This window comes from Streptomyces sp. AM25, assembly GCF_058146165.1.
Map to the genome: position 1 here is coordinate 170,537 of NZ_JBKIWN010000138.1, position 21,962 is coordinate 192,498.

General features: G+C 71.8%; 20 protein-coding genes. 10 read left to right on the forward strand and 10 right to left on the reverse strand.

Annotated features, from left to right (window positions below):
- The first annotated feature begins 15 nt into the window (after positions 1-15).
- The 4 genes from hutU to hutI all read left to right on the forward strand — a co-directional run bounded on the left by hutU (position 16) and on the right by hutI (position 5,586).
- Positions 16-1,680, forward strand: coding sequence for a urocanate hydratase (gene hutU, locus ACLHRZ_RS40530; protein WP_490423618.1), 1,665 nt, complete (start codon positions 16-18; stop codon positions 1,678-1,680).
- 119 nt (positions 1,681-1,799) lie between these two features.
- The gene (locus ACLHRZ_RS40535; RefSeq protein ID WP_490423661.1) at positions 1,800-3,011 is read left to right on the forward strand and encodes an allantoate amidohydrolase; all 1,212 of its coding nucleotides are present in this window, start codon (positions 1,800-1,802) and stop codon (positions 3,009-3,011) included.
- Positions 3,002-4,366, forward strand: coding sequence for a formimidoylglutamate deiminase (locus ACLHRZ_RS40540; protein ID WP_490423619.1), 1,365 nt, complete (start codon positions 3,002-3,004; stop codon positions 4,364-4,366). The genes ACLHRZ_RS40535 and ACLHRZ_RS40540 overlap by 10 nt, the downstream gene beginning before the upstream one ends.
- Positions 4,367-4,407: 41 nt before the next feature.
- The gene (gene hutI, locus ACLHRZ_RS40545; protein WP_490423620.1) at positions 4,408-5,586 is read left to right on the forward strand and encodes an imidazolonepropionase; all 1,179 of its coding nucleotides are present in this window, start codon (positions 4,408-4,410) and stop codon (positions 5,584-5,586) included.
- 153 nt (positions 5,587-5,739) lie between these two features.
- Here the strand turns inward: hutI and ACLHRZ_RS40550 are convergent, their stop codons facing one another.
- Positions 5,740-6,639, reverse strand: a complete 900-nt coding sequence (locus tag ACLHRZ_RS40550) for an RNA polymerase sigma factor SigF (RefSeq protein ID WP_490423621.1) — start codon at positions 6,637-6,639, stop codon at positions 5,740-5,742.
- A gap of 231 nt (positions 6,640-6,870) precedes the next feature.
- On the opposite strand from ACLHRZ_RS40550, the gene ACLHRZ_RS40555 reads away from it, so the two are divergent.
- Positions 6,871-7,239 (forward strand): STAS domain-containing protein, encoded by a 369-nt coding sequence (locus tag ACLHRZ_RS40555; RefSeq protein WP_490423622.1) that lies wholly within the window; start codon positions 6,871-6,873, stop codon positions 7,237-7,239.
- 184 nt (positions 7,240-7,423) lie between these two features.
- Positions 7,424-7,906 (forward strand): ATP-binding protein, encoded by a 483-nt coding sequence (locus ACLHRZ_RS40560; protein WP_490423623.1) that lies wholly within the window; start codon positions 7,424-7,426, stop codon positions 7,904-7,906.
- A gap of 164 nt (positions 7,907-8,070) precedes the next feature.
- Here the strand turns inward: ACLHRZ_RS40560 and ACLHRZ_RS40565 are convergent, their stop codons facing one another.
- Positions 8,071-9,228, reverse strand: coding sequence for an acyl-CoA dehydrogenase family protein (locus tag ACLHRZ_RS40565; protein ID WP_490423624.1), 1,158 nt, complete (start codon positions 9,226-9,228; stop codon positions 8,071-8,073).
- A gap of 145 nt (positions 9,229-9,373) precedes the next feature.
- On the opposite strand from ACLHRZ_RS40565, the gene ACLHRZ_RS40570 reads away from it, so the two are divergent.
- On the forward strand, positions 9,374-10,714 hold the full coding sequence (locus ACLHRZ_RS40570) for a UDP-glucose dehydrogenase family protein (RefSeq protein WP_490423625.1): 1,341 nt from the start codon (positions 9,374-9,376) through the stop codon (positions 10,712-10,714).
- A gap of 71 nt (positions 10,715-10,785) precedes the next feature.
- Here the strand turns inward: ACLHRZ_RS40570 and ACLHRZ_RS40575 are convergent, their stop codons facing one another.
- From ACLHRZ_RS40575 to ACLHRZ_RS40585, 3 genes are read right to left on the reverse strand one after another with little or no spacing between them, the layout of a single operon-like run.
- Positions 10,786-11,979: a dipeptidase gene (locus ACLHRZ_RS40575; protein WP_490423626.1), complete on the reverse strand. Its 1,194-nt coding sequence runs from the start codon at positions 11,977-11,979 to the stop codon at positions 10,786-10,788.
- 11 nt (positions 11,980-11,990) lie between these two features.
- Entirely contained in the window at positions 11,991-12,527 is a 537-nt protein-coding gene (gene purE, locus ACLHRZ_RS40580) for a 5-(carboxyamino)imidazole ribonucleotide mutase (RefSeq protein ID WP_490423627.1), read from the reverse strand.
- Positions 12,524-13,693 (reverse strand): 5-(carboxyamino)imidazole ribonucleotide synthase, encoded by a 1,170-nt coding sequence (locus ACLHRZ_RS40585; RefSeq protein ID WP_490423628.1) that lies wholly within the window; start codon positions 13,691-13,693, stop codon positions 12,524-12,526. The genes purE and ACLHRZ_RS40585 overlap by 4 nt, the downstream gene beginning before the upstream one ends.
- 171 nt (positions 13,694-13,864) lie before the next feature.
- On the opposite strand from ACLHRZ_RS40585, the gene ACLHRZ_RS40590 reads away from it, so the two are divergent.
- Positions 13,865-14,371: a GtrA family protein gene (locus ACLHRZ_RS40590; protein WP_490423629.1), complete on the forward strand. Its 507-nt coding sequence runs from the start codon at positions 13,865-13,867 to the stop codon at positions 14,369-14,371.
- Here the strand turns inward: ACLHRZ_RS40590 and ACLHRZ_RS40595 are convergent.
- Complete coding sequence (locus tag ACLHRZ_RS40595) at positions 14,368-15,630, reverse strand: ATP-binding protein (RefSeq protein WP_490423630.1); 1,263 nt, start codon at positions 15,628-15,630, stop codon at positions 14,368-14,370. The two genes, ACLHRZ_RS40590 and ACLHRZ_RS40595, sit on opposite strands and share 4 nt — an antisense overlap.
- Positions 15,631-15,640: 10 nt before the next feature.
- Positions 15,641-16,321 (reverse strand): response regulator transcription factor, encoded by a 681-nt coding sequence (locus tag ACLHRZ_RS40600; protein ID WP_171084139.1) that lies wholly within the window; start codon positions 16,319-16,321, stop codon positions 15,641-15,643.
- A gap of 473 nt (positions 16,322-16,794) precedes the next feature.
- Here ACLHRZ_RS40600 and ACLHRZ_RS40605 point away from each other — a divergent pair, with 473 nt between their 5' ends.
- Positions 16,795-18,330: a peptide MFS transporter gene (locus ACLHRZ_RS40605; protein ID WP_490423631.1), complete on the forward strand. Its 1,536-nt coding sequence runs from the start codon at positions 16,795-16,797 to the stop codon at positions 18,328-18,330.
- A gap of 70 nt (positions 18,331-18,400) precedes the next feature.
- Here the strand turns inward: ACLHRZ_RS40605 and ACLHRZ_RS40610 are convergent, their stop codons facing one another.
- Genes ACLHRZ_RS40610 through ACLHRZ_RS40620 form a run of 3 tightly spaced genes read right to left on the reverse strand, consistent with a single transcriptional unit; the run spans position 18,401 to position 20,960 of the window.
- Positions 18,401-19,345 (reverse strand): hypothetical protein, encoded by a 945-nt coding sequence (locus ACLHRZ_RS40610; RefSeq protein WP_490423632.1) that lies wholly within the window; start codon positions 19,343-19,345, stop codon positions 18,401-18,403.
- A complete protein-coding gene (locus ACLHRZ_RS40615) occupies positions 19,342-20,139 on the reverse strand; it encodes a COG1470 family protein (RefSeq protein ID WP_490423633.1) in 798 nt (265 codons plus the stop codon). Before ACLHRZ_RS40615 ends, ACLHRZ_RS40610 begins: the two co-directional genes overlap by 4 nt.
- A 5-nt stretch (positions 20,140-20,144) precedes the next feature.
- Complete coding sequence (locus tag ACLHRZ_RS40620; RefSeq protein WP_490423634.1) at positions 20,145-20,960, reverse strand: peptidase; 816 nt, start codon at positions 20,958-20,960, stop codon at positions 20,145-20,147.
- 204 nt (positions 20,961-21,164) lie between these two features.
- On the opposite strand from ACLHRZ_RS40620, the gene ACLHRZ_RS40625 reads away from it, so the two are divergent.
- On the forward strand, positions 21,165-21,956 hold the full coding sequence (locus ACLHRZ_RS40625; RefSeq protein WP_490423635.1) for a VOC family protein: 792 nt from the start codon (positions 21,165-21,167) through the stop codon (positions 21,954-21,956).
- Positions 21,957-21,962: the final 6 nt, after the last annotated feature.

Below are 21,962 nucleotides of genomic sequence, written 5' to 3' on the forward strand. Positions count from 1 at the left end.
GGGAGGCAGGGCCCCATGTCAGGACCGCGACCCGTGCGAGCACCGCGAGGCACCGAACTGAGCGCCCGGGGGTGGCAGCAGGAAGCCGCCCTGCGGATGCTGCAGAACAACCTCGACCCCGAGGTCGCCGAGCACCCCGACAAGCTCGTCGTCTACGGCGGCACCGGCAAGGCCGCCCGCGACTGGCGCTCGTTCGACGCGATGGTCCGCACCCTGCAGACGCTGAAGCAGGACGAGACCATGCTCGTGCAGTCCGGCCGCCCGGTCGGCGTGATGCAGACGCACGAGTGGGCCCCGCGCGTCCTCATCGCCAACTCCAACCTCGTCGGCGACTGGGCCAACTGGGAGGAGTTCCGCCGCCTGGAGGCCCTCGGTCTCACCATGTACGGCCAGATGACGGCCGGTTCGTGGATCTACATCGGCACCCAGGGCATCCTCCAGGGCACCTACGAGACCTTCGCCGCCGTCGCCGCGAAGCGGTTCGGCGGCACGCTCGCCGGGACGATCACGCTGACCGCCGGCCTCGGCGGCATGGGCGGCGCCCAGCCGCTGGCCGTCACCATGAACGACGGCGTCGCGATCTGCATCGACTGCGACCCGCGCGCCATCGAGCGCCGCATCGAGCACCGTTACCTCGACGTCAAGGCCGACTCCCTCGACCACGCCCTGCAGTTGGCGGTCGAGGCCCGCGACGCCCGCCGCCCGCTGTCCATCGGCGTCCTCGGCAACGCGGCCGAACTCCTCCCGCAGCTGCTGGCGATGAACGCCCCCATCGACATCGTCACGGACCAGACCAGCGCCCACGACCCGCTGGCCTACCTGCCGCTCGGCGTCGACTTCGCCGACATGGCCTCCTACGCGGCCGACAAGCCCGCCGACTTCACGCAGCGGGCCCGCGAGTCCATGGCCAGGCACGTCGAGGCCATGGTCGGCTTCCAGGACGCGGGCGCCGAGGTCTTCGACTACGGCAACTCGATCCGCGGCGAGGCCCGGCTGGCGGGCTACGAGCGCGCCTTCGCCTTCCCCGGCTTCGTCCCCGCCTACATCCGGCCCCTGTTCTGCGAGGGCAAGGGCCCCTTCCGCTGGGCGGCCCTCTCCGGCGACCCGAAGGACATCGCGGCCACCGACCGCGCGATCCTCGACCTCTTCCCCGAGAACGAGTCCCTCGCGCGCTGGATCAAGATGGCCGGCGAGCGCGTCCACTTCCAGGGCCTCCCGGCCCGCATCTGCTGGCTCGGCTACGGCGAACGCGACCGTGCGGGCGAGCGGTTCAACGACATGGTGGCGAGCGGCGAGCTGTCCGCGCCCGTCGTCATCGGCCGCGACCACCTCGACTGCGGCTCGGTGGCCTCCCCGTACCGCGAGACCGAGGCCATGCTCGACGGCTCGGACGCGATCGCGGACTGGCCGCTGCTCAACGCGATGGTGAACGTCGCCTCCGGCGCCTCCTGGGTCTCCCTCCACCACGGCGGCGGCGTCGGCATGGGCCGCTCGATCCACGCGGGCCAGGTCACGGTGGCGGACGGCACGCCGCTGGCCGGCGAGAAGATCCGCCGGGTCCTGACGAACGACCCCGGCATGGGCGTCATCCGCCACGTGGACGCGGGCTACGACATCGCGGAGTCGGTGGCGGAGGACCGCGGGGTACGCATCCCCATGCGCGAGGGCGAGCAGGCGTGAGTACCTCGGAGCCGCGCCCCGAAAGGGGCGCGGGGAACGGCGCGACCAGCCCCCACCGGCCCGCAGCCGGGGGCGAAACGGAACCTGCCCCGGCCTTGGCGGCCCCCTCGTTCCACGAGATGTGGCGCGACCTGCTTCCGATCGGCCGCAACGCGGCCACCGGCGGATACCGCCGCTTCGCCTGGACCGAAGCGGACGCCGACTGCCGACAGTGGTTCCGGGCCCAGGCGGAACGCAGAGGCCTCGCCTACGAGCTGGACCGCAACGGCAACCAGTGGGCCTGGCTGGGCGACCCGGCCGCCGGTGACGCCGTCGTCACCGGCTCCCACCTCGACTCCGTCCCCGACGGCGGCGCCTTCGACGGCCCCCTCGGCGTCGTGTCGTCCTTCGCCGCCCTCGACGAGCTCCGCGCCCGCGGCGCGCAGCCGCACCGTCCCCTCGCCGTCGTCAACTTCGGCGACGAGGAGGGCGCCCGCTTCGGCCTCGCCTGCGTCGGCTCCCGGCTGGCCGCCGGACAGCTCACCGTGGACAAGGCGCACGCGCTCCGCGACGCCGACGGGATCACCCTCCCGCAGGCGATGGAACGCGCCGGGTACGACCCCGAGGCCATCGGCCCCGACCCCGAACGCCTCGCCCGCATCGGCGCGTTCGTCGAGCTGCACGTCGAACAGGGCCGGGCCCTGGCCGCTCTGTCCGACAGCGGCTCCGCCGCGGGCCCGCACGCCGTGGGCGTGGCCTCGGCGATCTGGCCGCACGGCCGCTGGCGCTTCGACTTCCACGGCGAGGCCAACCACGCCGGCACCACCCGCATCGAGGACCGCCGCGACCCGATGCTGACCTACGCCAACACCGTCCTCGCCGCCCGCAAGAAGGCCCGGCTCGCCGGCGCCCTGGCCACCTTCGGCAAGGTGAGCGTCGAGCCGAACGGCGTCAACGCCATCGCCTCGCTCGTCCGCGGCTGGCTGGACTCGCGTGCCGCCGACGAGGAGACCCTCGCCGAGGTCGTCGCCGCTGTCGAACAGGCCGCGGTCGAGCGCGGCGAGCGCGACGGCGTGGACGTCCGGGTCACCCGGGAGTCCTTCACCCCCGTCGTCGAGTTCGCCCACGGCCTGCGCGACGAGCTGGCCAAGTTGCTCGGCGGCGCACCGGTCCTGCCCACGGGCGCGGGCCACGACGCCGGTATCTTGTCCGGCACCGTGCCCACCGCCATGCTCTTCGTCCGCAACCCCACAGGGGTCTCGCACTCGCCCGCCGAGACGGCGGCCGAGGACGACTGCACGGCCGGAGTGACCGCACTCGCCGACGTACTGGAGGGCCTCGCGTGCCGGTGACCGTGACCTACTGGGCCGAGCACGCCTGGATCGACCCCGTGGTCGAGTCGGGCGTGGCCGTCGACGTGGCCGACGGCCGCATCACGGCCGTCCGCACCGACGTGCCCGCCCCGCCGCCGGGGGCGGTGACCCTGCGCGGGCTCACCCTTCCCGGGCTGGCCAACGCCCACTCGCACGCCTTCCACCGCGCCCTCCGCGGCCGCACCCAGGTCGGCTCCGGCACCTTCTGGACCTGGCGCGAGGTTATGTACCAGGCCGCCCAGAACCTCACCCCCGACTCCTACTTCGCCCTCGCCCGCGCCGTCTACGCCGAGATGGCCCTCGCGGGCATCACGTGCGTCGGCGAGTTCCACTACGTCCACCACGCCCCCGGCGGCACGCCCTACGGCGACCCCAACGCCATGGGCGAGGCCCTGACCGAGGCCGCGGCCGCAGCCGGCATCCGCATCACCCTCCTCGACACCGCCTATCTGTCGTCGGCCATCGGGAACGGACGCAGCGGTGAGCCCCCCAACCATCACCAACTGCGCTTCTCCGACGGCACGGCGGACGCCTGGGCCGACCGGCTCTCCGCCTTCAAGCCCGCCGACGGCGGCCACGTCCGGATCGGCGCCGCCGTGCACTCCGTGCGCGCCGTGCCCGCCGGGGCTCTGGCGACCGTGGCCGCCTGGGCCGGGGAGCGCGAGGCCCCCCTGCACGTCCACCTCTCCGAGCAGACCGCCGAGAACGACGCCTGCCGCGCGGCGCACGGCTGCACCCCGGCCCGGCTCCTCGCCGACCACGGCGTCCTCGGCCCGCGCACCACCGCCGTGCACGCCACGCACCTCACCGCCGAGGACATCGCCCTCCTCGGCGGCTCCGGCACCGGCACCTGCATGTGCCCGACCACCGAGCGCGACCTGGCCGACGGCATCGGCCCCGCCGTCGCCCTGCAGCGCGCAGGCTCCCCCCTCTCCCTCGGCAGCGACAGCCACGCCGTGATCGACCTGCTCGAAGAGGCCCGCGCGATGGAGCTGAACGAGCGCCTGCGCACCCGTACCCGCGGCCACTGGACTGCGGCCGCCCTGCTGCGGGCCGCCACCGCCGACGGCCACGCGGCCCTCGGCTGGCCGGATGCGGGTCAGTTGGAGGCGGGCGCGCTCGCCGACTTCACCACGCTGGCACTGGACACCGTCCGCACTGCGGGGCCGCTGCCCCGGCTCGGTGCCGAGACGGCCGTATTCGCCGCGACCGGCGCGGACGTCCGGCATACGGTGGTCGGCGGCCGGCACGTCGTCCGCGACGGGGTCCATCAGCTCGTCCCGGACGTCCCCCGCGCCCTGGCCGGGGCGATCGCGGACCTGACCACCGCCTGAAGCAGCCCGACCGCCCGCAGCCGAAGGACCGGAGCCCGCACATGACCACGGCCATGACCACGGCGATCACGAACATCAGCAGTCTCGTCACCAACGACCCCTCCCTCGGTGCAGGCCCCCTCGGTCTGATCCAGGACGCGGCGGTCGTCGTCGACGGCGACCGCATCGCCTGGGTCGGTGAGTCCAGGAAAGCACCCGCCACCGACAACGCCGTCGACGCGGCGGGCCGCGCCGCCCTCCCCGGCTTCGTCGACTCCCACTCCCACCTGGTCTTCGCGGGCGACCGCACCGCGGAGTTCAACGCGCGGATGTCCGGGCAGAGTTACAGCGCGGGCGGCATCCGCACCACCGTGGCCGCCACCCGCGCCGCCACGGACGAGGAGCTGGAGGCCAACCTCCTGCGCCACGTCCGCGAGGCGCTCCGTCAGGGCACCACGACGCTGGAGACCAAGTCCGGCTACGGCCTGACCACCGCCGACGAGGCCCGCGCGCTGCGCATCGCCGCCGCCCACCTCGACGAGGTGACGTACCTGGGCGCCCACATCGTCTCGCCCGACTACGCGGCGGACCCGGAGGCCTACGTGGCCCTGGTCACCGGCGAGATGCTCGACGCCTGTGCCCCGTACGCCCGTTGGGTCGACGTCTTCTGCGAGAAGGGCGCCTTCGACGGCGACCAGGCCCGGACGATCCTGGAGGCGGGTCGGGCCCGTGGCCTGACCCCGCGCGTCCACGCCAACCAGCTCGGCCACGGCCCCGGCGTCCAGCTGGCGGTGGAGCTCGGCGCGGCCTCCGCCGACCACTGCACGCACCTGACGGACGCGGACGTCGACGCGCTGGCGGGCGGCGACACCGTGGCCACGCTCCTGCCCGGCGCGGAGTTCTCCACGCGGGCGCAGTGGCCCGACGCGCGCCGCCTGCTCGATGCGGGCGCGACCGTCGCCCTGTCCACGGACTGCAACCCCGGTTCGTCCTACACCAGTTCCGTCCCCTTCTGCATCGCGCTGGCGGTGCGGGACATGGGCATGACGCCGGATGAGGCGGTGTGGTCCGCCACGGCGGGCGGCGCTGCGGCGCTGCGCCGCACGGACATCGGCCGCGTGGCACCGGGCGCCCGGGCGGACGTACTGCTCCTGGACGCCCCGTCCCACGTCCACCTCGCCTACCGCCCCGGTGTCCCGCTGGTCTCGGCGGTCTGGCAGCGGGGCGTACGCATGGTGTGACGCTCCAGGCGCTGCAGCCGCTGCGCACTCGCTCTCGTGCAAGGCGCGCCGGATGCCGGGCACTTGGACGCCTCGCCGTGGCGGGGAGTGACACTGCGCCGCACGGGCAACGTCCGTGCGGCGCAAGGCAAAGAAGAGGATGAAGGAGGGAGGCTATTCCTCCGTCAGCAGCCCCCGCCGCAGCTTCACCAGCGTCCGCGACAGCAGCCGTGACACATGCATCTGGGAAATGCCCAGCTCCTCGCCGATCTCCGACTGCGTCATGTTCGCCACGAAGCGCAGGGAGAGGATCGTCCGGTCCCGGGAAGGGAGTTCGGCGATGAGCGGCTTGAGGGACTCGACGTATTCGATGCCCTCCAGGCTGTGGTCCTCGTAGCCGATGCGGTCCGAGAGGGAGCCCTCGGTGTCGTCCTCCTCGGTCTGGGCGTCCAGCGAGCTCGCCGTGTAGGCGTTGCTCGCGGCCATGCCCTCGACGACCTCGTCCTCGGACAGGCCGAGGCGCTGCGCCAGTTCGGCGACCGTGGGGGAGCGGTCGAGGCGCTGCGCCAGTTCGTCGCCCGCCTTTGCCAGGTCCAGGCGGAGTTCCTGGAGGCGGCGCGGGACGCGCACCGACCAACTGGTGTCGCGGAAGAAGCGCTTGATCTCGCCGATGATGGTCGGCATCGCGAAGGTCGGGAATTCGACGCCCCGGCTGAGCTCGAAGCGGTCGATGGCCTTGATCAGGCCGATGGTGCCGACCTGGATGATGTCCTCCATCGGTTCGCTGCGGGTGCGGAACCGGGAGGCGGCGAACTTCACCAGGGCCAGGTTGAGTTCGACGAGCGTGTTGCGTACGTACGCGTATTCGTGGGTTCCCTCTTCGAGCGATTCGAGGCGCGCGAAGAGCGTCTTGGACAGTGCCCGTGCGCTGACCGCCCCGATCTCCTCGTAGGGAGGTATTTCGGGGAGCCCGGCGAGGCCGGGGTCGTACTGCTCGGGCGGGATTGCCGACGAGGCGGTCTCCTGGGGGGCGGAGCGCTTTTCGTCGAGCCGGGGTGACATGGTCTCCTCCATCATTCTCGGCATATGGCAGCCGAAGCCGTGACCTTTTGCTGCGGTTTGCGGCGCCTCCAAAGCCGTCCGTGGTGGATGTCCTCCTCTAGCCCTACCGGTCTTTACCCTGTGATGGCAAGTGTCGTTTGTCCGTATTTGCTGCGCTATGCCGGAACTTCGGCTTCCGGAGCACGTATGGAAGGCGTAGGGTTCCCCGCAGCGTCACGCGCGGCACACCACGAAGGGATGCGCATGGACTGCGGTAAAGCCGGCAGTGCGAGCAGGGGTCGGCTGAAAGTCGAGTTCCGGCATCTCGGAAGAATTTCGGTCCTGGCGCCCGCGGGTGAGCTCGATCACCATACGGCGGATCTGCTGCGGGAACTTCTCGATTCCTGTGTCGAAGAGGGTGCTCTCCGTATTGTCGTCGACTGCTCGCAGCTCGAATTCTGTGATTCCACCGGACTGAATGTGCTGCTGGGCGCCCGGCTCAAGGCCGAGGCCGTCGGCGGTGCCGTTCACCTCGCCGCGATGGGGCCCGTCGTCGCCCGCGTTTTCGAGATCACGGGTGCCGGGGCCGTCTTCAGCATCCACGACACGCTCGACGCCGCGCTCGCCGACTGACGGCGCACTGCGTATCGGACCCCTTACTCTCCATCGCTGTTGCTTCCGTTACTCCGTTACCCGTGTCACAGGACCCGCGCAGAATCCGTGGGTGTTCTCACGGTTCGCCGGGGCAGGAGACAGCTGACCCTGTGATGTGCGAGATGACTCCTTCTGAATCGGTGATCGGTGAGGTGAAGCGCTGATGAGCACCACTCGGCCGTCCCTGCCGTCGCCGGACGACCCCGGCCCGGAGGCCGACGGCCCGCTGCAGTCCGGCAGTCAGCGCCGGCGGCTGCGCCTCGTCGACGTCAGCGGCGCCGTGCCGCTCTCCCGCGACTTCACGCGCCGGGCCCTGCACGACTGGGGCTGGCTCCCGGCGGCCACGGCCGACCACCGCGCCGCGGCCGAGGACGTCCTGCTGGTCGTCTCCGAGCTCGTCACCAACGCCTGTCTGCACGCCGACGGCCCGGAAGAGCTCTGCGTCACCCGCACCGGCAAGGTCCTCCGCCTGGAGGTCTCCGACCTGGGCGCCGGCACCCCGGCCCCCCGCACCCCGCACCGCGCGGGCCGCCCCGGCGGCCACGGCATGTACATCGTGCAGCGCCTGTGCCTGGACTGGGGCGTGGTCCGCCACGAGGGCGGCGTGGGCAAAACGGTCTGGGCAGAACTGGCGGGCCCGTCGTAGCGGAGAGCCCCGCCCCGTAGGGTGCCTTGCCCCGAAGGGGCGCGGGGCTGTTATATGTGCGGCTCCGCCGCGTGGGCGCGACCAGCCCGGAACAACCCGCACCCGGACACTGCGAAGGGGCCCCGACCGCGAACCGCCGAGGCCCCACAAGCCAGCCGCAGGCGTTACGGCAGGTTCCGCGCCATCACGATCCGCTGAACCTGATTCGTGCCTTCATAAATCTGCGTGATCTTCGCGTCGCGCATCATGCGCTCCAGCGGGTAGTCACGGGTGTAGCCGTAGCCGCCCAGCAGCTGGACCGCGTCCGTGGTGATCTCCATGGCGGCGTCGGACGCGAAGCACTTGGCCGCCGCGCCGAAGAAGGTCAGGTCGCCGTCCAGGCGCTCGGACTTGGCCGCCGCCGAGTACGTCAGCTGACGGGCCGCCTCCAGCTTCATCGCCATGTCGGCGAGCATGAACTGGATGCCCTGGAAGTCCGCGATCGGCTTGCCGAACTGCTTGCGCTCCTGGACGTAGGTCTTGGCGTAGTCCAGCGCGCCCTGGGCGATGCCGAGGGCCTGGGCCGCGATGGTGATGCGGGTGTGGTCCAGGGTCTTCATCGCGGTCGCAAAGCCCGTGCCCTCCTCGCCGATCATGCGGTCGGCGGGGATGCGGACGTTGTCGAGGTAGACCTCCCGAGTGGGAGAGCCCTTGATGCCGAGCTTCTTCTCGGGGGCGCCGAAGGAGACGCCTTCGTCGTCCTTCTCGACCACGAAGGCGCTGATGCCCTTGGAGCGCTTCTCCGGGTCGGTGACGGCCATCACCGTGTAGTACTCGGAGACGCCCGCGTTGGTGATCCAGCGCTTCACGCCGTTGAGGACGTAGTGGTCGCCGTCCCGCACGGCGCGGGTCTTCATGCCCGCCGCGTCCGAGCCCGCGTCCGGCTCGCTCAGGCAGTACGAGAACATCGCGTCGCCCTTGGCGAGCGGGCTCAGGTACCGCTTCTTCAGGTCGTCCGAGCCGGACAGCGCCACCGGCAGCGAGCCGAGCTTGTTGACGGCCGGGATCAGGGAGGAGGACGCGCACACGCGGGCCACCTCCTCGATGACGATCACGGTGGCGAGCGCGTCCGCGCCCATGCCGCCGAACTCCTCGGGGACGTGCACCGCGTGCAGGTCCGCCGCGGTGAGGGCGTCACGCGCCTCCTGGGGGAAGCGCGCCTCCTCGTCCACCTCGGCGGCGAACGGAGCGATCTTCGTCTCGGCGAGCGAGCGTACGACCTTGCGCAACTCGTCGTGCTCCTCGGACGGCCGGTACAGATCGAAGTCCTTTGATCCCGCCAAGGCGTACTCCCCAGAGAGTTGGCTACCGATTGGTAACTCCGATTCTAGGGCGGCCCTCCGGAGTGCGCCTACGTGAGCTTGCCGACAGGGACGTATGCTCGGGCGCGCAGTCCAGCCAGTGTCGTAGTACGTATGGAGCACACGCATGGCCCTCAAGATCACTGTGATCGGCACCGGGTACCTCGGCGCCACGCACGCGGCGGCCATGGCCGAGCTCGGGTTCGAGGTGCTGGGCCTGGACGTGGTCCCCGAGAAGATCGAGATGCTCTCGCGGGGCAAGGTCCCGATGTACGAGCCCGGGCTCGAGGAACTGCTGAGCAAGCACGTCGCCGGGATCGAGGGCTCCACCGGGCGGCTGCGCTTCACGACCTCCTGGGAGGAGGTCGGCGAGTTCGGCGACGTCCACTTCGTCTGCGTGAACACCCCGCAGAAGCACGGCGAGTACGCGTGCGACATGTCCTACGTCGACAGCGCCTTCACCGCACTGGCGCCGCAGCTGAAGCGGCCGGCGCTGGTCGTCGGCAAGTCCACCGTGCCCGTGGGCAGCGCCGCCCGGCTCGCGGAGCTGCTCACCGGCCTGGCGCCCGCGGGGCGTGACGTGGAGCTGGCCTGGAACCCGGAGTTCCTGCGCGAGGGCTTCGCCGTCCAGGACACCCTGCAGCCGGACCGGATCGTGGTCGGCGTCGGCGGGGAACGCGGCGAGAAGCTGCTGCGCGAGGTGTACGCGATCCCGATTGCGGAGGGCTCGCCGTTCGTCGTCGCCGACTACCCGACCGCCGAACTGGTCAAGACGGCCGCCAACTCCTTTCTCGCCACCAAGATTTCCTTCATCAACGCGATGGCCGAGGTCTGCGAGGCCGCCGACGGCGACGTGGCCAAGCTGGCCGAGGCCATCGGGCACGACGACCGGATCGGGAAGAAGTTCCTGCGGGCGGGGATCGGCTTCGGCGGCGGGTGCCTGCCCAAGGACATCCGCGCCTTCATGGCCCGCGCCGGTGAACTCGGCGCCGACCAGGCCCTGACCTTCCTGCGCGAGGTCGACTCCATCAACATGCGGCGCCGCGCCCACATGGTCGAGCTCGCCCGGGAGACCGTGGGCGGCAGCTTCCTCGGGCAGCGGGTCGCCGTACTGGGCGCCTCGTTCAAGCCGGACTCGGACGACGTCCGCGACTCGCCGGCGCTGAACGTCGCCGGCCAGATCCACCTGCAGGGCGGGCAGGTGACGGTCTACGACCCCAAGGGCATGGAGAACGCGCGGCGGGTCTTCCCCACGCTGACGTACGCGCCCTCGGCGCTGGAGGCGTGCCGGGGGGCGCACGTGGTGCTGCACCTCACGGAGTGGGGGGAGTTCCGGGAGCTTTCGCCCGCGGCGCTGGCGGAGGTCGTGGCGGAGGCGCGGATCCTGGACGGGCGCAACGCGCTTGACGCCACGGTGTGGCGGGAAGCCGGGTGGACGTACCGGGCCATGGGGCGGCCTCGGGTGTGACGTTCGGGTGCGGGCCGTATGTGGTTGCTCGCGCAGTTCCCCGCGCCCCTGACGGGGCGCGGGCGCTGCCCTCAGCCGTCCAGCTGCTCGATCGTCGCGATCGACGGGCCTCTCCGCGCAGAGAGATCGGCGGCGACCGCCGCCGACGCCCGCAGCACGCGCACCGCGTTCTGCCACGTCAGCTTCGCCAGGTCCGGCTCCGACCAGCCCCTGCGCAGCAGTTCGGCGATCAGGTTCGGGTAGCCGGACACGTCCGACAGACCGTCCGGCGTGAACGCCGTGCCGTCGAAGTCGCCGCCGATGCCGATGTGGTCGACGCCGGCGACCTCGCGCATGTGGTCCAGGTGGTCCGCCACCGTGGCGGCCGTTGCCCGCGGGCGCGGGGTCGTGGCCTCGAAGGCGTGGTGGACCGCCATGCCCTCCGGCGAGCGGTCGAGCGGGTGCAGGCCGTGGGCGCGCATGTTCTCGTCCGCGGCGCGGGTCCATGCGACCGCCGCGGGAAGGATGAACTTCGGGACGAACGTGGCCATCGCCACGCCCCCGTTCTCCGGCAGCGCCGCGAGCACGTCGTCGGGGATGTTGCGCGGGTGGTCGCACACCGTGCGGGACGAGGAGTGCGAGAAGATCACCGGCGCCTCGGTCACCCGCAGCGCGTCCCGCATCGTGTCGGCCGAGACGTGCGAGAGGTCGACGAGCATGCCCATGCGGTTCATCTCCCGCACGACCTCCTCGCCGAAGCGGGTCAGGCCGTTCGCCACGGGGGTGTCCGTCGCCGAGTCCGCCCAGGCCACGTTGTCGTTGTGGGTGAGCGTCATGTAGCGGACGCCGAGCCGGTGCAACGCCCGCAGCGTGGCGAGGGAGTTGTTGATGCTGTGGCCGCCCTCGGCGCCCATGAGGGAGGCGATGCGGCCCTCGGCGCGGGCGGCCTCCATGTCGTCGGCCGTCAATGCGAGGCGCAGCTCGCCGGGGTAGCGGTCGGCCATCTGCCGCACGATGTCGATCTGTTCGAGCGTGGCGCTGACCGCCTCGTCGCCCGCCATGTCCGTACGGACGTAGACGGACCAGAACTGGGCGCCGACCCCGCCCTCCCGCATCCGGGGGAGGTCGGTGTGCAGGCCGGTGGCGCTCTGGTCGGCGGCGATGTCGCGCCGGTCCAGGTCGTAGCGGACGTGCTCGCGCAGCGCCCAGGGCAGGTCGTTGTGGCCGTCGACGACGGGGTGCGCGGCCAGCAGCTCGCGGGCGCGCTCGATGTGTGCAGACGTCATGGTCACCATCGTCACTTACCGAATCCGAAGCCCGTCGCACCCTCGACCTTGGCGCGCAGCCGCTTGCCCTTCGCCGTGGCCTGCTCGTTGAGCTCGTCCTGGAAGTGCCGCATGCGGGCCAGGAGTTCCTCGTCGTGCGCGGCGAGCATGCGCACGGCCAGCAGGCCGGCGTTGCGGGCGCCCGCGACGGAGACGGTGGCGACGGGCACCCCGGCCGGCATCTGGACGATGGACAGCAGCGAGTCCATGCCGTCCAGGTACTTCAGCGGGACCGGCACCCCGATCACCGGCAGCGGGGTGACGGAGGCCAGCATGCCGGGCAGATGGGCCGCGCCGCCCGCGCCCGCGATGATCGCCTTGAGCCCGCGGCCGGCCGCCTGCTCCCCGTACGCGACCATCTCGCGCGGCATCCGGTGGGCGGAGACGACGTCGACCTCGTAGGGAACCCCGAACTCGGTCAGGGCCTCGGCCGCGGCCTCCATCACGGGCCAGTCGGAGTCCGAGCCCATGACGATGCCGACGCGGGGGGTGGTGCCGGGGGCGCTCATTCCGTGATCGTTCCTCGCAGGTATCCGGCGGCGTGGCTCGCGCGCTCGCGCACGTCCGCCAGGTCGTCGCCGTAGGTGTTGACGTGTCCGACCTTGCGGCCGGGCTTCACGTCCTTGCCGTACATGTGGATCTTCAACTGCGGGTCGCGCGCCATGCAATGCAGGTACGCGGAGTACATGTCGGGGTAGTCGCCGCCGAGCACGTTGGCCATCACGGTCCACGGGGCGCGCGGCCGCGGGTCGCCGAGCGGCAGGTCCAGCACCGCCCGGACGTGGTTGGCGAACTGCGAGGTGACCGCGCCGTCCTGGGTCCAGTGGCCGGAGTTGTGCGGGCGCATGGCCAGCTCGTTGACGAGCACCCGGCCGTCGCGGGTCTCGAAGAGCTCCACGGCGAGGTGCCCGACGACGCCCAGCTCCTTGGCGATCTTCAGGGCGAGTTGCTGCGCGTGCGCGGACAGCTCCGGGGAGAGCCCGGGCGCGGGTGCGATCACGGTGTCGCAGACGCCGTCGACCTGGACGGACTCGACGACCGGGTACGAGACGGCCTGGCCGTGCGGGGAGCGCACCACGTTGGCGGCGAGCTCGCGGACGAAGTCGACCTTCTCCTCGGCCAGCACGGGCACGCCCGCGCGGAACGCGTCGGCGGCCTCGGCGGGGGAGCGGACGACCCACACGCCCTTGCCGTCGTAGCCGCCGCGCACGGTCTTCAGGACGACCGGGAAGCCGTCGCCCTCGGTGGCGAAGCGCTCCACGTCGGCGGGGTCGTCGACGATCCGGTGCCGCGGGCAGGGCACCCCGATGGCGTCCAGCTTCGCCCGCATCACGCCCTTGTCCTGGGCGTGCACCAGCGCGTCCGGGCCCGGCCGGACGGGGATCCCGTCGGCCTCCAGGGCCCTGAGGTGCTCCGTGGGCACATGCTCGTGATCGAAGGTGATCACATCGCAGCCTTGTGCAAACGCACGAAGTGTCGCCAGGTCGCGATGGTCGCCGATGACGACCTCGCCGACCACCTGGGCCGCAGAGTCCTGCGGGGTGTCACTGAGCAGCTTGAACCTGATGCCGAGGGGGATACCCGCCTCGTGGGTCATACGGGCGAGCTGGCCGCCGCCGACCATGCCGACTACCGGGAACGTCACGCGACCAGGGTATCCGTACGCACGAGCCACTCTCGCCCCTCCTGGATGATCCTCCAACGGCCGAGGTGAATTTTGTCCGATTCCCCGGCGCACGAAAACCTCTCGAATGCCGGATGAAATCCGCGTGAGAATACGGAGGTTCGCTGTCTGTTTACCCACTCCCCGGCTTGCATGCGCACAGCGCTGGTTAGCATGAACGACATGACTCAACGGCGCACAGTGCGTTCCCGGCTGGAGCGGCTGGCCCGCGAAATCGCGAAGTTCGGTGCCGTCGGCGCCATCGGGTTCGTGGTCAACCTCGCCGTGTTCAACCTCTGCATCCACGGCCTGCACCTCGCCGTGGTGCGCTCGGGCGTGATCGCCACCGTCGTGGCGATCGGCGCCAACTACGTCGGCAACCGCTACTGGACCTACCGCGACTGCGACCGGAACCGGCGCAGCCGTGAGCTCACGCTCTTCCTGCTGTTCAGCGGCGTCGGCCTGGTGATCGAGAACGGGATCCTGGCACTGTCGCACTACGGCTTCGGGCTCACCACCCCGCTCGCGGACAACATCGCGAAGAACGTCGTCGGGCTGGGCCTGGGGACCGTCTTCCGGTTCTGGTCCTACCGGACCTGGGTGTTCCGCGCTTCGACGGCCCGCGAGGCCGTGGAGACGGCCGAGGCCTTCCTGGCCGAGGCGCCGCAGCACGCGGGAGCCCGTCGCTAGCCTGCGGGCCCGTTACGGGGCCCCGGATCCGCCCCCATCGACAGGAACAGCGCAAACACCGGCGGTCGCTGCTGCAACAGCTCCAGGCGGCCGCCGTCCGCTTCCGCGAGGTCCCGCGCCACCGCCAGACCCAGGCCCGTCGAGTTGCGTCCGCTCACCGTCCGCTCGAAGACCCGCGAGCCCAGGTCCGGCGGGACGCCCGGACCCTCGTCCGTGACCTCCACGACCGCCTGGTTGCCGGTGACGCGCGTGCGCAGGGCGACCGTCCCGGTGCCGTGCATCAGCGAGTTCTCGATGAGCGTCGCCAGCACCTGGGACACCGCACCGGGGGTGCCCACCGCCTGCAGGCCCTGCTTGCCGGAGCGCACCAGGGCCCGGCCGCTGCCGCGCGTGGCGGGGCGCCACTCCTCGATCTGCTGCTTGATGACCTCGTCGAGGTCGAAGGTGACCGCCGAACCGGTCTGCGGGTCGCGGGAGTTGGTGAGCAGCCGCTGGACGACGTCGGTGAGCCGCTCGACCTGGGTGAGCGCGATCGTGGCCTCTTCCTTGACCGTGTCCGGGTCGTCGGTGAGGGTGATCTCCTCCAGCCGCATCGACAGGGCGGTCAGCGGCGTGCGCAGCTGGTGCGAGGCGTCGGCGGCCAGCCGCCGCTCCGCCGTGAGCATCCGGGCGATCCGCTCGGCGCTGGAGTCCAGCACGTCGGCGACCCGGTCCAGCTCGGGCACCCCGTAGCGGCGGTGCCGGGGGCGGGGGTCGCCCGAGCCCAGCCGCTCGGCGGTCTCGGCGAGGTCGGTGAGCGGGGCGGTGAGCCGGTTGGCCTGGCGCACGGCGAGGAACACCGCGGCCACCACGGCCAGCAGCGCCACCGTGAGGATCACCAGCAGGGTGCGGCCGACCTCCCGGCTGACCGCGGAGCGGGACTCCTCGACGCGGACGGTCTCGCCCTGCTCGCCCTTCTCCGTCGCCGTGATCACGCCGCCGGTGGGCCGGTCCCCGAGTTCGATGACCGGCCGGCCCGGGATCTCGATCCGGGCGTACCGGTCCGGGGTGAACTGCTCGCGCAGCACCCCGGACTCCACGCGCTCGCCGCCGAGCAGCCGGGAGTCGACGATGCCCGTCAGGCGCACGGCCTCGGTCTGGACGCTCTCCTGGGCGCTGCTCTCGATCGTGCGGGTCTCGACGATGACGAGCGAGATGCCGAAGACGGCGATCACGACCAGGACGACGGCGAGCGTGGAGTTGATCAGTCGGCGACGCACTGTGCGGGGGTCAGCTCTTCTCGAAGCGGAAGCCGACGCCGCGGACGGTGGCGATGTAGCGCGGGTTGGCGGCGTCGTCGCCCAGCTTCTTGCGCAGCCAGGAGATGTGCATGTCCAGGGTCTTGGTGGAGGACCACCAGGTGGTGTCCCAGACCTCGCGCATCAGCTGGTCGCGGGTGACGACCCGGCCGGCGTCCCGGACGAGGACGCGCAGCAGGTCGAACTCCTTCGCGGTGAGCTGGAGTTCCTCGTCGCCCATCCAGGCGCGGTGGGACTCGACGTCGATCCGGACGCCGTGGGTGGCGGGGGGCTGCTGGTGGGACTCGACGGTGCCGCGGCGGAGCAGGGCCCGGACCCGGGCCAGCAGTTCGGCCAGGCGGAAGGGCTTGGTGACGTAGTCGTCGGCGCCGGCGTCCAGGCCGACGACGGTGTCCACCTCGTCGGCGCGGGCGGTGAGCACCAGGACAGGGAAGCCGTGGCCCTCGTTGCGCAGTCGGCGGCAGACTTCCAGTCCGTCCATGCCGGGCAGCCCGAGGTCGAGGACGAGCAGGTCCACCCCTCCCTTGAGGCCGGCGTCCAGCGCCGTGGGACCGTCTTCGCGTACGTCCACCTCATACCCTTCGCGGCGCAGCGCGCGTGCGAGCGGTTCCGAGATGGAGGCGTCATCCTCGGCGAGCAGTACTCGGGTCATGCAAGTGATGGTAGTCCGCCCGGGCGCACGTCAGAGGAGTACTCAGGGCTACCCGGGGCAACACTTCAACAGAAGTGTTAGCACCATCGAACAAGCGCGAACGGTTCCCGGCCCGCCTGTGATCCATGTCTCAACGGCTTCCATAAGCGGGCAGGGCCTGACGTATGGTGCTGGGAACGTCTGTAGCACAAGGGGGACTTTCGGCTGGGCCACTCACTTCGCCGGAGGTCCTTGTTGTGTGCAGGGCCGGGTACCCCCGGCCCTGTCACAGTGAATGACCTGTCGGCCGGGTCCGCCGCGCGAGGATGCGCGGGGGCGTGGATCCCGGAAGTACGGCTGTCCTGCCGGGTTCTCGTCGTGAGGAGCCGAACCCCTTGGGCGTGGGGGCGGGCAGCGCTGTAACCGGTGCCGGCCCACCCCCACCCGGGCGCGCCCCAGCTCCACCAGCGCGTCCCGAGACACAAGGATCGACCATGGCGTCCAGCCTGACGAAGGGCACTGCCGAGGCGGAGAAGACCTCTCCGGCCGGAAGCGGGAAGACCTTCCTCGGCCATCCCATCGGCCTGGCCCCGCTCTTCATGACGGAGATGTGGGAGCGCTTCAGCTACTACGGCATGCGTGCCCTTCTCGTCGTCTACCTGATCGCCGGCGGCCCCGACGCCAAGCCCGGCAGCCAGGGCGGCGGTCTGGCCATGCCGCAGGCGAACTCGGTGGCCATCTACTCCATCTACGTGGCGATGGTCTACCTGCTCGCCATGCCCGGTGGCTGGATCGGCGACCGCATCTGGGGTCCGCGCAAGACGGTCGCCGTGGCGGCGAGTGTCATCATGTGCGGCCACCTGATGCTGGCCGTTCCCGGCAAGCCGACCTTCTTCGCCGGCCTCGCGCTGGTCGCCGTCGGCTCCGGTCTGCTGAAGGCCAACATCTCGACGATGGTCGGCCACCTCTACGACGGCCCGAACGACCCGCGCCGCGACGGTGGCTTCACGATCTTCTACATGGGCATCAACATCGGTGCCTTCGCCGCGCCGCTGATCATCGGCACCGTCGGCCAGAAGTACAACTGGCACCTCGGCTTCACCATCGCCGCCGTCGGCATGGCCATCGGCCTGGCCTTCTTCCTGTGGGGCACGCGTCATCTGAACCCCAAGAGCAGCGAGGTCCCGACCCCGCTGACGGCCGAGGAGCGCAACTCCTGGCTGAAGAAGGGCCTGATGTGGCTCGCGATCGCCGCGGTCTTCTACGGCATCGTGGGCGGCACCGGCCACTTCACCATGAACTGGGCCACCGTGCCGCTCGCCCTGATCGGTCTGGTCATCCCGATCACCGTCCTGGTCCGCATCAAGCGTGACAAGGAGCTCTCGGACAGCGAGCAGACCAAGGTCAGCGGCTACATCTGGTTCTTCGTGGCGGCCGCCGTGTTCTGGATGATCTTCGACCAGGCGGGCTCGACGATGTCGACCTTCGCCGAGAAGAAGACCACCGACAACGTCTTCGGCATCGGCTTCCCGTCGACCTGGTTCCAGTCGGTCAACCCGCTGTGGGTCATGGCCCTGGCGCCGGTCTTCGCCTCGCTGTGGATGTGGCTGTCCAAGCGCGACCGCGAGCCGAGCACCACGGTGAAGTTCTGCATGGGCATGCTCTTCGCCGGTGCCTCGTTCGTCATCTTCGCGATCCCGCTGTCGATGGCGACGGACGGCAAGACGGTCAGCCCCGCCTGGCTGCTGATGATCTACATGGTCCAGACGTGCGGCGAGCTGTGCCTCTCCCCGGTCGGCCTCTCGCTGACCACCAAGATGGCGCCGCAGAAGTACGCGAGCCAGATGATGGGTGTGTGGTTCCTCGCCGTCACCGCCGGTGACTGCACCATGACCCTGCTGGCCACGGCCGGTGTGAACCTCGACAGCGTGGGCGTCATCCTCGGCGAGGCGGCGGCCGCCGTCCTGGCCGGTGCCGCGATCTGGATGTACCGCAGGAAGGTCGAGGGCCTGATGGGCGACGTCCGCTGACGGACCCCGGACCCGAGTGCCCCCGGCGCGTTCTCGCGCCGGGGGCGCTTTTTGCTGTACGAGCAGGTGCTCACTCCTCGGGCGGGGCGGACCAGGGCAGGGCGGGGGCGCGTACGGGCGCGGAGCCGGGCTTCTTCCGGTGCGTCTTCTTCCGGTGTGTCTTCTTCCCGACGGGCTTCTGCTGCGGCGGACGGATCCGGTCCACCACCGCCATCCCGGCCCGGTACACCCCCGCCGGGATCACCACGCACAGCAGCACCCAGAACAGTGTCACGCCCCACGGGCGGCTCACGTCCCACGGCTCCTCGACGAGGAGCTTGCCGTCGTACTCCAGCGAGACGCGGTAGTCCCCGTACGCCCCCGCCGCCAGCTCCACGTCCAGCGCCACCCGCGCCGTGTGCCCGGCCTCCACGGTGCCGCGCCAGCGGCGGTCCTCCCAGGACGGGGCGAGGACGCCGTGCGAGGTGCCGAGCCGGAGGACCGGGTCCCGGGCCGGGGTGGTGCCCAGGTTGCCGACGGTGAGGACGAGCGTCCGCGTCGGCGGTGCGCCGAACCACGTCAGCAGCCCGTCGCCGCCCTGCAGGCGCGCCGCCAGGATGCTCAGCCGCTCCCCGCCCTCCTGGCGCGGCAGCGTGGCGCTGGGGTGCCCCGAGATGGCCAGCGCGGCATCGGCGGCAGCGGGCGTGCCCATGACGGTCGCCACGTGGACGACACAGGGGCAGGGCTTGGGCGGCGCGGGGACCGGGATGCTCCGGCGGAACGTGCCGTCGGCCGCGGTCGTGACCGTGCGGCCGTCGGCGTTGGCGCAGGAGCCGGTGCCGCCGATCATGTTCTGCCCGCACACCAGCAGCGTCAGCAGCGCCCCGGGCCGCCAGCCCGCGCCGGTGACGGTGACGCTGCCGCCCTTGACGGCCTCGCCCCCGCTCACGACCGCCGTGGGCCCGCCGGCCGCGACGGCGGGTGGCCCCATCAGCAACAGGAGAAGCACCAGCAGCGTACGGATCACGGCCCTCATGGCCTGGCCTTCCGCCGCCGCCGCACCAGCCAGCCGGCCGCACCGGCGGCCACGGCCGCGCCCAGCCCCGGCAGCAGCCAGGGCAGCGGCGTGTACGTGTCCGACGCGGTGGAGTGCGCCGCGCCGGGCGCCGTGGCGGTGACGCTGACCCGGACCCGGTCGAGCCGCGGGGCCCCCGGCCACGGTTCCGCGAGCCGGACGTCGCGCCCCGGCGGCAGCTCCGCGGGCACCCCGTGCGGGGTGCTGTGCAGCACCTCGCCGAATACGCCGACGGCGCGGATCTCCAGGTGCGGGGCGAGCACGGTGTTGCCCCGGTTGACCAGCGCGTAGTGGATCACGGTGCCCCGGCCCGTACCGCTGACCCGCACGTGCTCGACCGACAGTGCCGCCAGCGTCGGCCCCGTGACGCGCACGGTCACCGGCACCTGCAGCTGCCGGCCCTCCCCGGTGACGGCCACGGCGGCCGGGTGTTCACCGGGCACCGCGCCCGTCGGCACGGTCACGGTCAGCGGGACGTCCGCGCGGGTGCGCGGCGGGACCCGCACCCGGCGCCCGGCCAGGGCGATCCACGCACCGGTGGGGCGCAGCTCGACGGTGCGGGGCGCGGTGCCGGGGTTGACCACGGACAGCTTGTCCTCGAACACCGTGCCGGGGACGCCCTCCAGGGCGATCGCGGACCGGCCTCCGGACGGCGCGGCCCACCACGGCTGCGGCTCCGCGGCGGCCGGCGCGGCGAGCAGGGCCGCTGCGACGGCCGGGACGGCCAGGGCCGCCGCGCGGGTACGGGGCTGCACCGGCCCTAGCCCGCGGCGCGGTTCCGCCGGGTCAGCCAGAGCGCACCCGCGATCCCGGCGAGCAGCACGGTGCCGCCGAGGGTGCCGAGGGCGATGGCGCTGTCGGACGGGCCGGTCTGCGGGAGCCGGCCGCCGCCGGTGGAGCCGGCCGTGGAACCGGATGTGGATCCGCCCGTGGACCCGCCCGTGGTGCTGCCGCCGGTGGACGATCCACCGGTGGTGGACCCGCCCGTCGAGCCGGCCGTCGACCCGCCGGTCGAGTCGCCTCCGGTCGAGCTGCCGCCCGTCGTCCCGCCGCCCGCCTTGACGTCCAGCGTGAGCGACGGCTTGGGGTTGTTGGTGGGATCGCAGGTGGTCGTGGTGCCCAGCGCGAGGATGGTGAGCGTGGAGGCGGTGAAGGTGACCTTGCCGTCCTTCTTCGGCGTGTAGCTCCCCGACAAGTCGCCTATTTTGATCGGGGTGTTGGCGGGTATCGGCTGGTCGTTGCCCGGCCCCGAGACGGCGACCGTGCCGGAGTCCGCACCGCCCAGCTTGATGACGGCACTTGGCTTCATTGCCCCCTTGCCGAGTTCGACGGGGCTGGAGGAGACGCCTTTCTGGAAGGACATGGTGAGCTTGTACGAGTCGCCGCTCTGCTCGCCCTTGATGTCGATGGGCGAGACGGCACTCCGGTCCCCGATGGGCGTCTTGCAGTGGTAGTTGACGTCGACCGTCTCGGCGTGTGCAGCCGGTGCGACCAGCGCGATCGTGCCGCCTGCCAGCGCCGCCGAGAGCGCGAGCGCGCCGCGCCGGCGCGCTGTGTGACCTGGGGTGCGGGACACGTGGGGTTCCCTTCTCCTCCGGTGCCGCAGCCGGAAATTACTGACGGCACATCAGATCGGGCGCCGACAGTACGCCCGGGGCCGTCGAGAAGGAAGACACGGAACACGCCGATGGGCGCCCTGCGGTGGCGGGAGCGCTCCCGGCCCGCCAGGGTGGTCGGTGGCGGGGGGCCCGTACGCCCGACTGCCGTGGAGGCGCCCGTCATGCCCGAGGTATCCAGCCCGTACCGGCCCGGCACTCCGTGCTGGACGGAGCTCACGGTCCCCGACCAGCGGGCGGCCCTGGACTTCTACCACGACCTCTTCGGCTGGCAGGGCGAGCCCGGCCCGCCGGAGACCGGCGGCTACGCCGTGTGCACCCTGCGCGGCAGGGCCGTGGCGGGCATCATGACCGCGATGGCCCCGGAGGGCCTGCCCGTCCCGCCCACTGTCTGGACCACCTACCTCGCCACCGCCGACCTGGACGCCGCCCTGCAGGCGGTCCCGGCCGGGGGCGGCCGGGTGATGTTCGGGCCGATGGACGTGATGACCATCGGCCGCATGGCGATCGTCGTCGACCCCGCGGAGGCGGTGTTCGGGCTGTGGCAGGCGGGCGACTTCTTCGGCGCGCAGATCGTGAACGAACCGGGCTCGGTGGTGTGGAACGAGCTCAACACCGCGGACCCGGCCGCCGCCCGGGCGTTCTACCCCGCACTGGGCCTGGAGGCGGCCCCCATGGAGGAGGCCCCGGACTACTTCGCCCTCACCGCCGCCGGCCGCACGGTCGGCGGGATGCAGGGGCTGGACAGGCTCCCGCCCGGCACGCCCTCGCACTGGCTGACGTATTTCTCCGTCGACGACACGGACAGCACGGTCGACGCCCTGATCCGGGCCGGCGGCTCGGTGCTCAAGCCGCCGTTCGACATGATGAACTTCCGGATGGCCGTGGTGGCCGACCCGCAGGGCGCCCCCTTCGCCCTGGTGAACACCACCGGTCCGGAGCCGGAGGCCGCCTGACGCGGC

What these genes read in the sequence shown, in the direction of transcription:
- hutU (WP_490423618.1), top strand. Translation starts at nt 16, where the DNA reads ATGTCAGGACCGCGACCCGTGCGAGCACCGCGAGGCACCGAACTGAGC.
- ACLHRZ_RS40575 (WP_490423626.1), bottom strand. Translation starts at nt 11,979, where the DNA reads ATGACGTCTGCACACATCGAGCGCGCCCGCGAGCTGCTGGCCGCGCAC.
- ACLHRZ_RS40600 (WP_171084139.1), bottom strand. Translation starts at nt 16,321, where the DNA reads ATGACCCGAGTACTGCTCGCCGAGGATGACGCCTCCATCTCGGAACCG.
- ACLHRZ_RS40550 (WP_490423621.1), bottom strand. Translation starts at nt 6,639, where the DNA reads ATGGAGGAGACCATGTCACCCCGGCTCGACGAAAAGCGCTCCGCCCCC.
- purE (WP_490423627.1), bottom strand. Translation starts at nt 12,527, where the DNA reads ATGAGCGCCCCCGGCACCACCCCCCGCGTCGGCATCGTCATGGGCTCG.
- ACLHRZ_RS40605 (WP_490423631.1), top strand. Translation starts at nt 16,795, where the DNA reads ATGGCGTCCAGCCTGACGAAGGGCACTGCCGAGGCGGAGAAGACCTCT.
- ACLHRZ_RS40610 (WP_490423632.1), bottom strand. Translation starts at nt 19,345, where the DNA reads ATGAGGGCCGTGATCCGTACGCTGCTGGTGCTTCTCCTGTTGCTGATG.
- ACLHRZ_RS40560 (WP_490423623.1), top strand. Translation starts at nt 7,424, where the DNA reads ATGAGCACCACTCGGCCGTCCCTGCCGTCGCCGGACGACCCCGGCCCG.
- ACLHRZ_RS40570 (WP_490423625.1), top strand. Translation starts at nt 9,374, where the DNA reads ATGGCCCTCAAGATCACTGTGATCGGCACCGGGTACCTCGGCGCCACG.
- ACLHRZ_RS40625 (WP_490423635.1), top strand. Translation starts at nt 21,165, where the DNA reads ATGCCCGAGGTATCCAGCCCGTACCGGCCCGGCACTCCGTGCTGGACG.
- hutI (WP_490423620.1), top strand. Translation starts at nt 4,408, where the DNA reads ATGACCACGGCCATGACCACGGCGATCACGAACATCAGCAGTCTCGTC.
- ACLHRZ_RS40590 (WP_490423629.1), top strand. Translation starts at nt 13,865, where the DNA reads ATGACTCAACGGCGCACAGTGCGTTCCCGGCTGGAGCGGCTGGCCCGC.
- ACLHRZ_RS40555 (WP_490423622.1), top strand. Translation starts at nt 6,871, where the DNA reads ATGGACTGCGGTAAAGCCGGCAGTGCGAGCAGGGGTCGGCTGAAAGTC.
- ACLHRZ_RS40535 (WP_490423661.1), top strand. Translation starts at nt 1,800, where the DNA reads ATGTGGCGCGACCTGCTTCCGATCGGCCGCAACGCGGCCACCGGCGGA.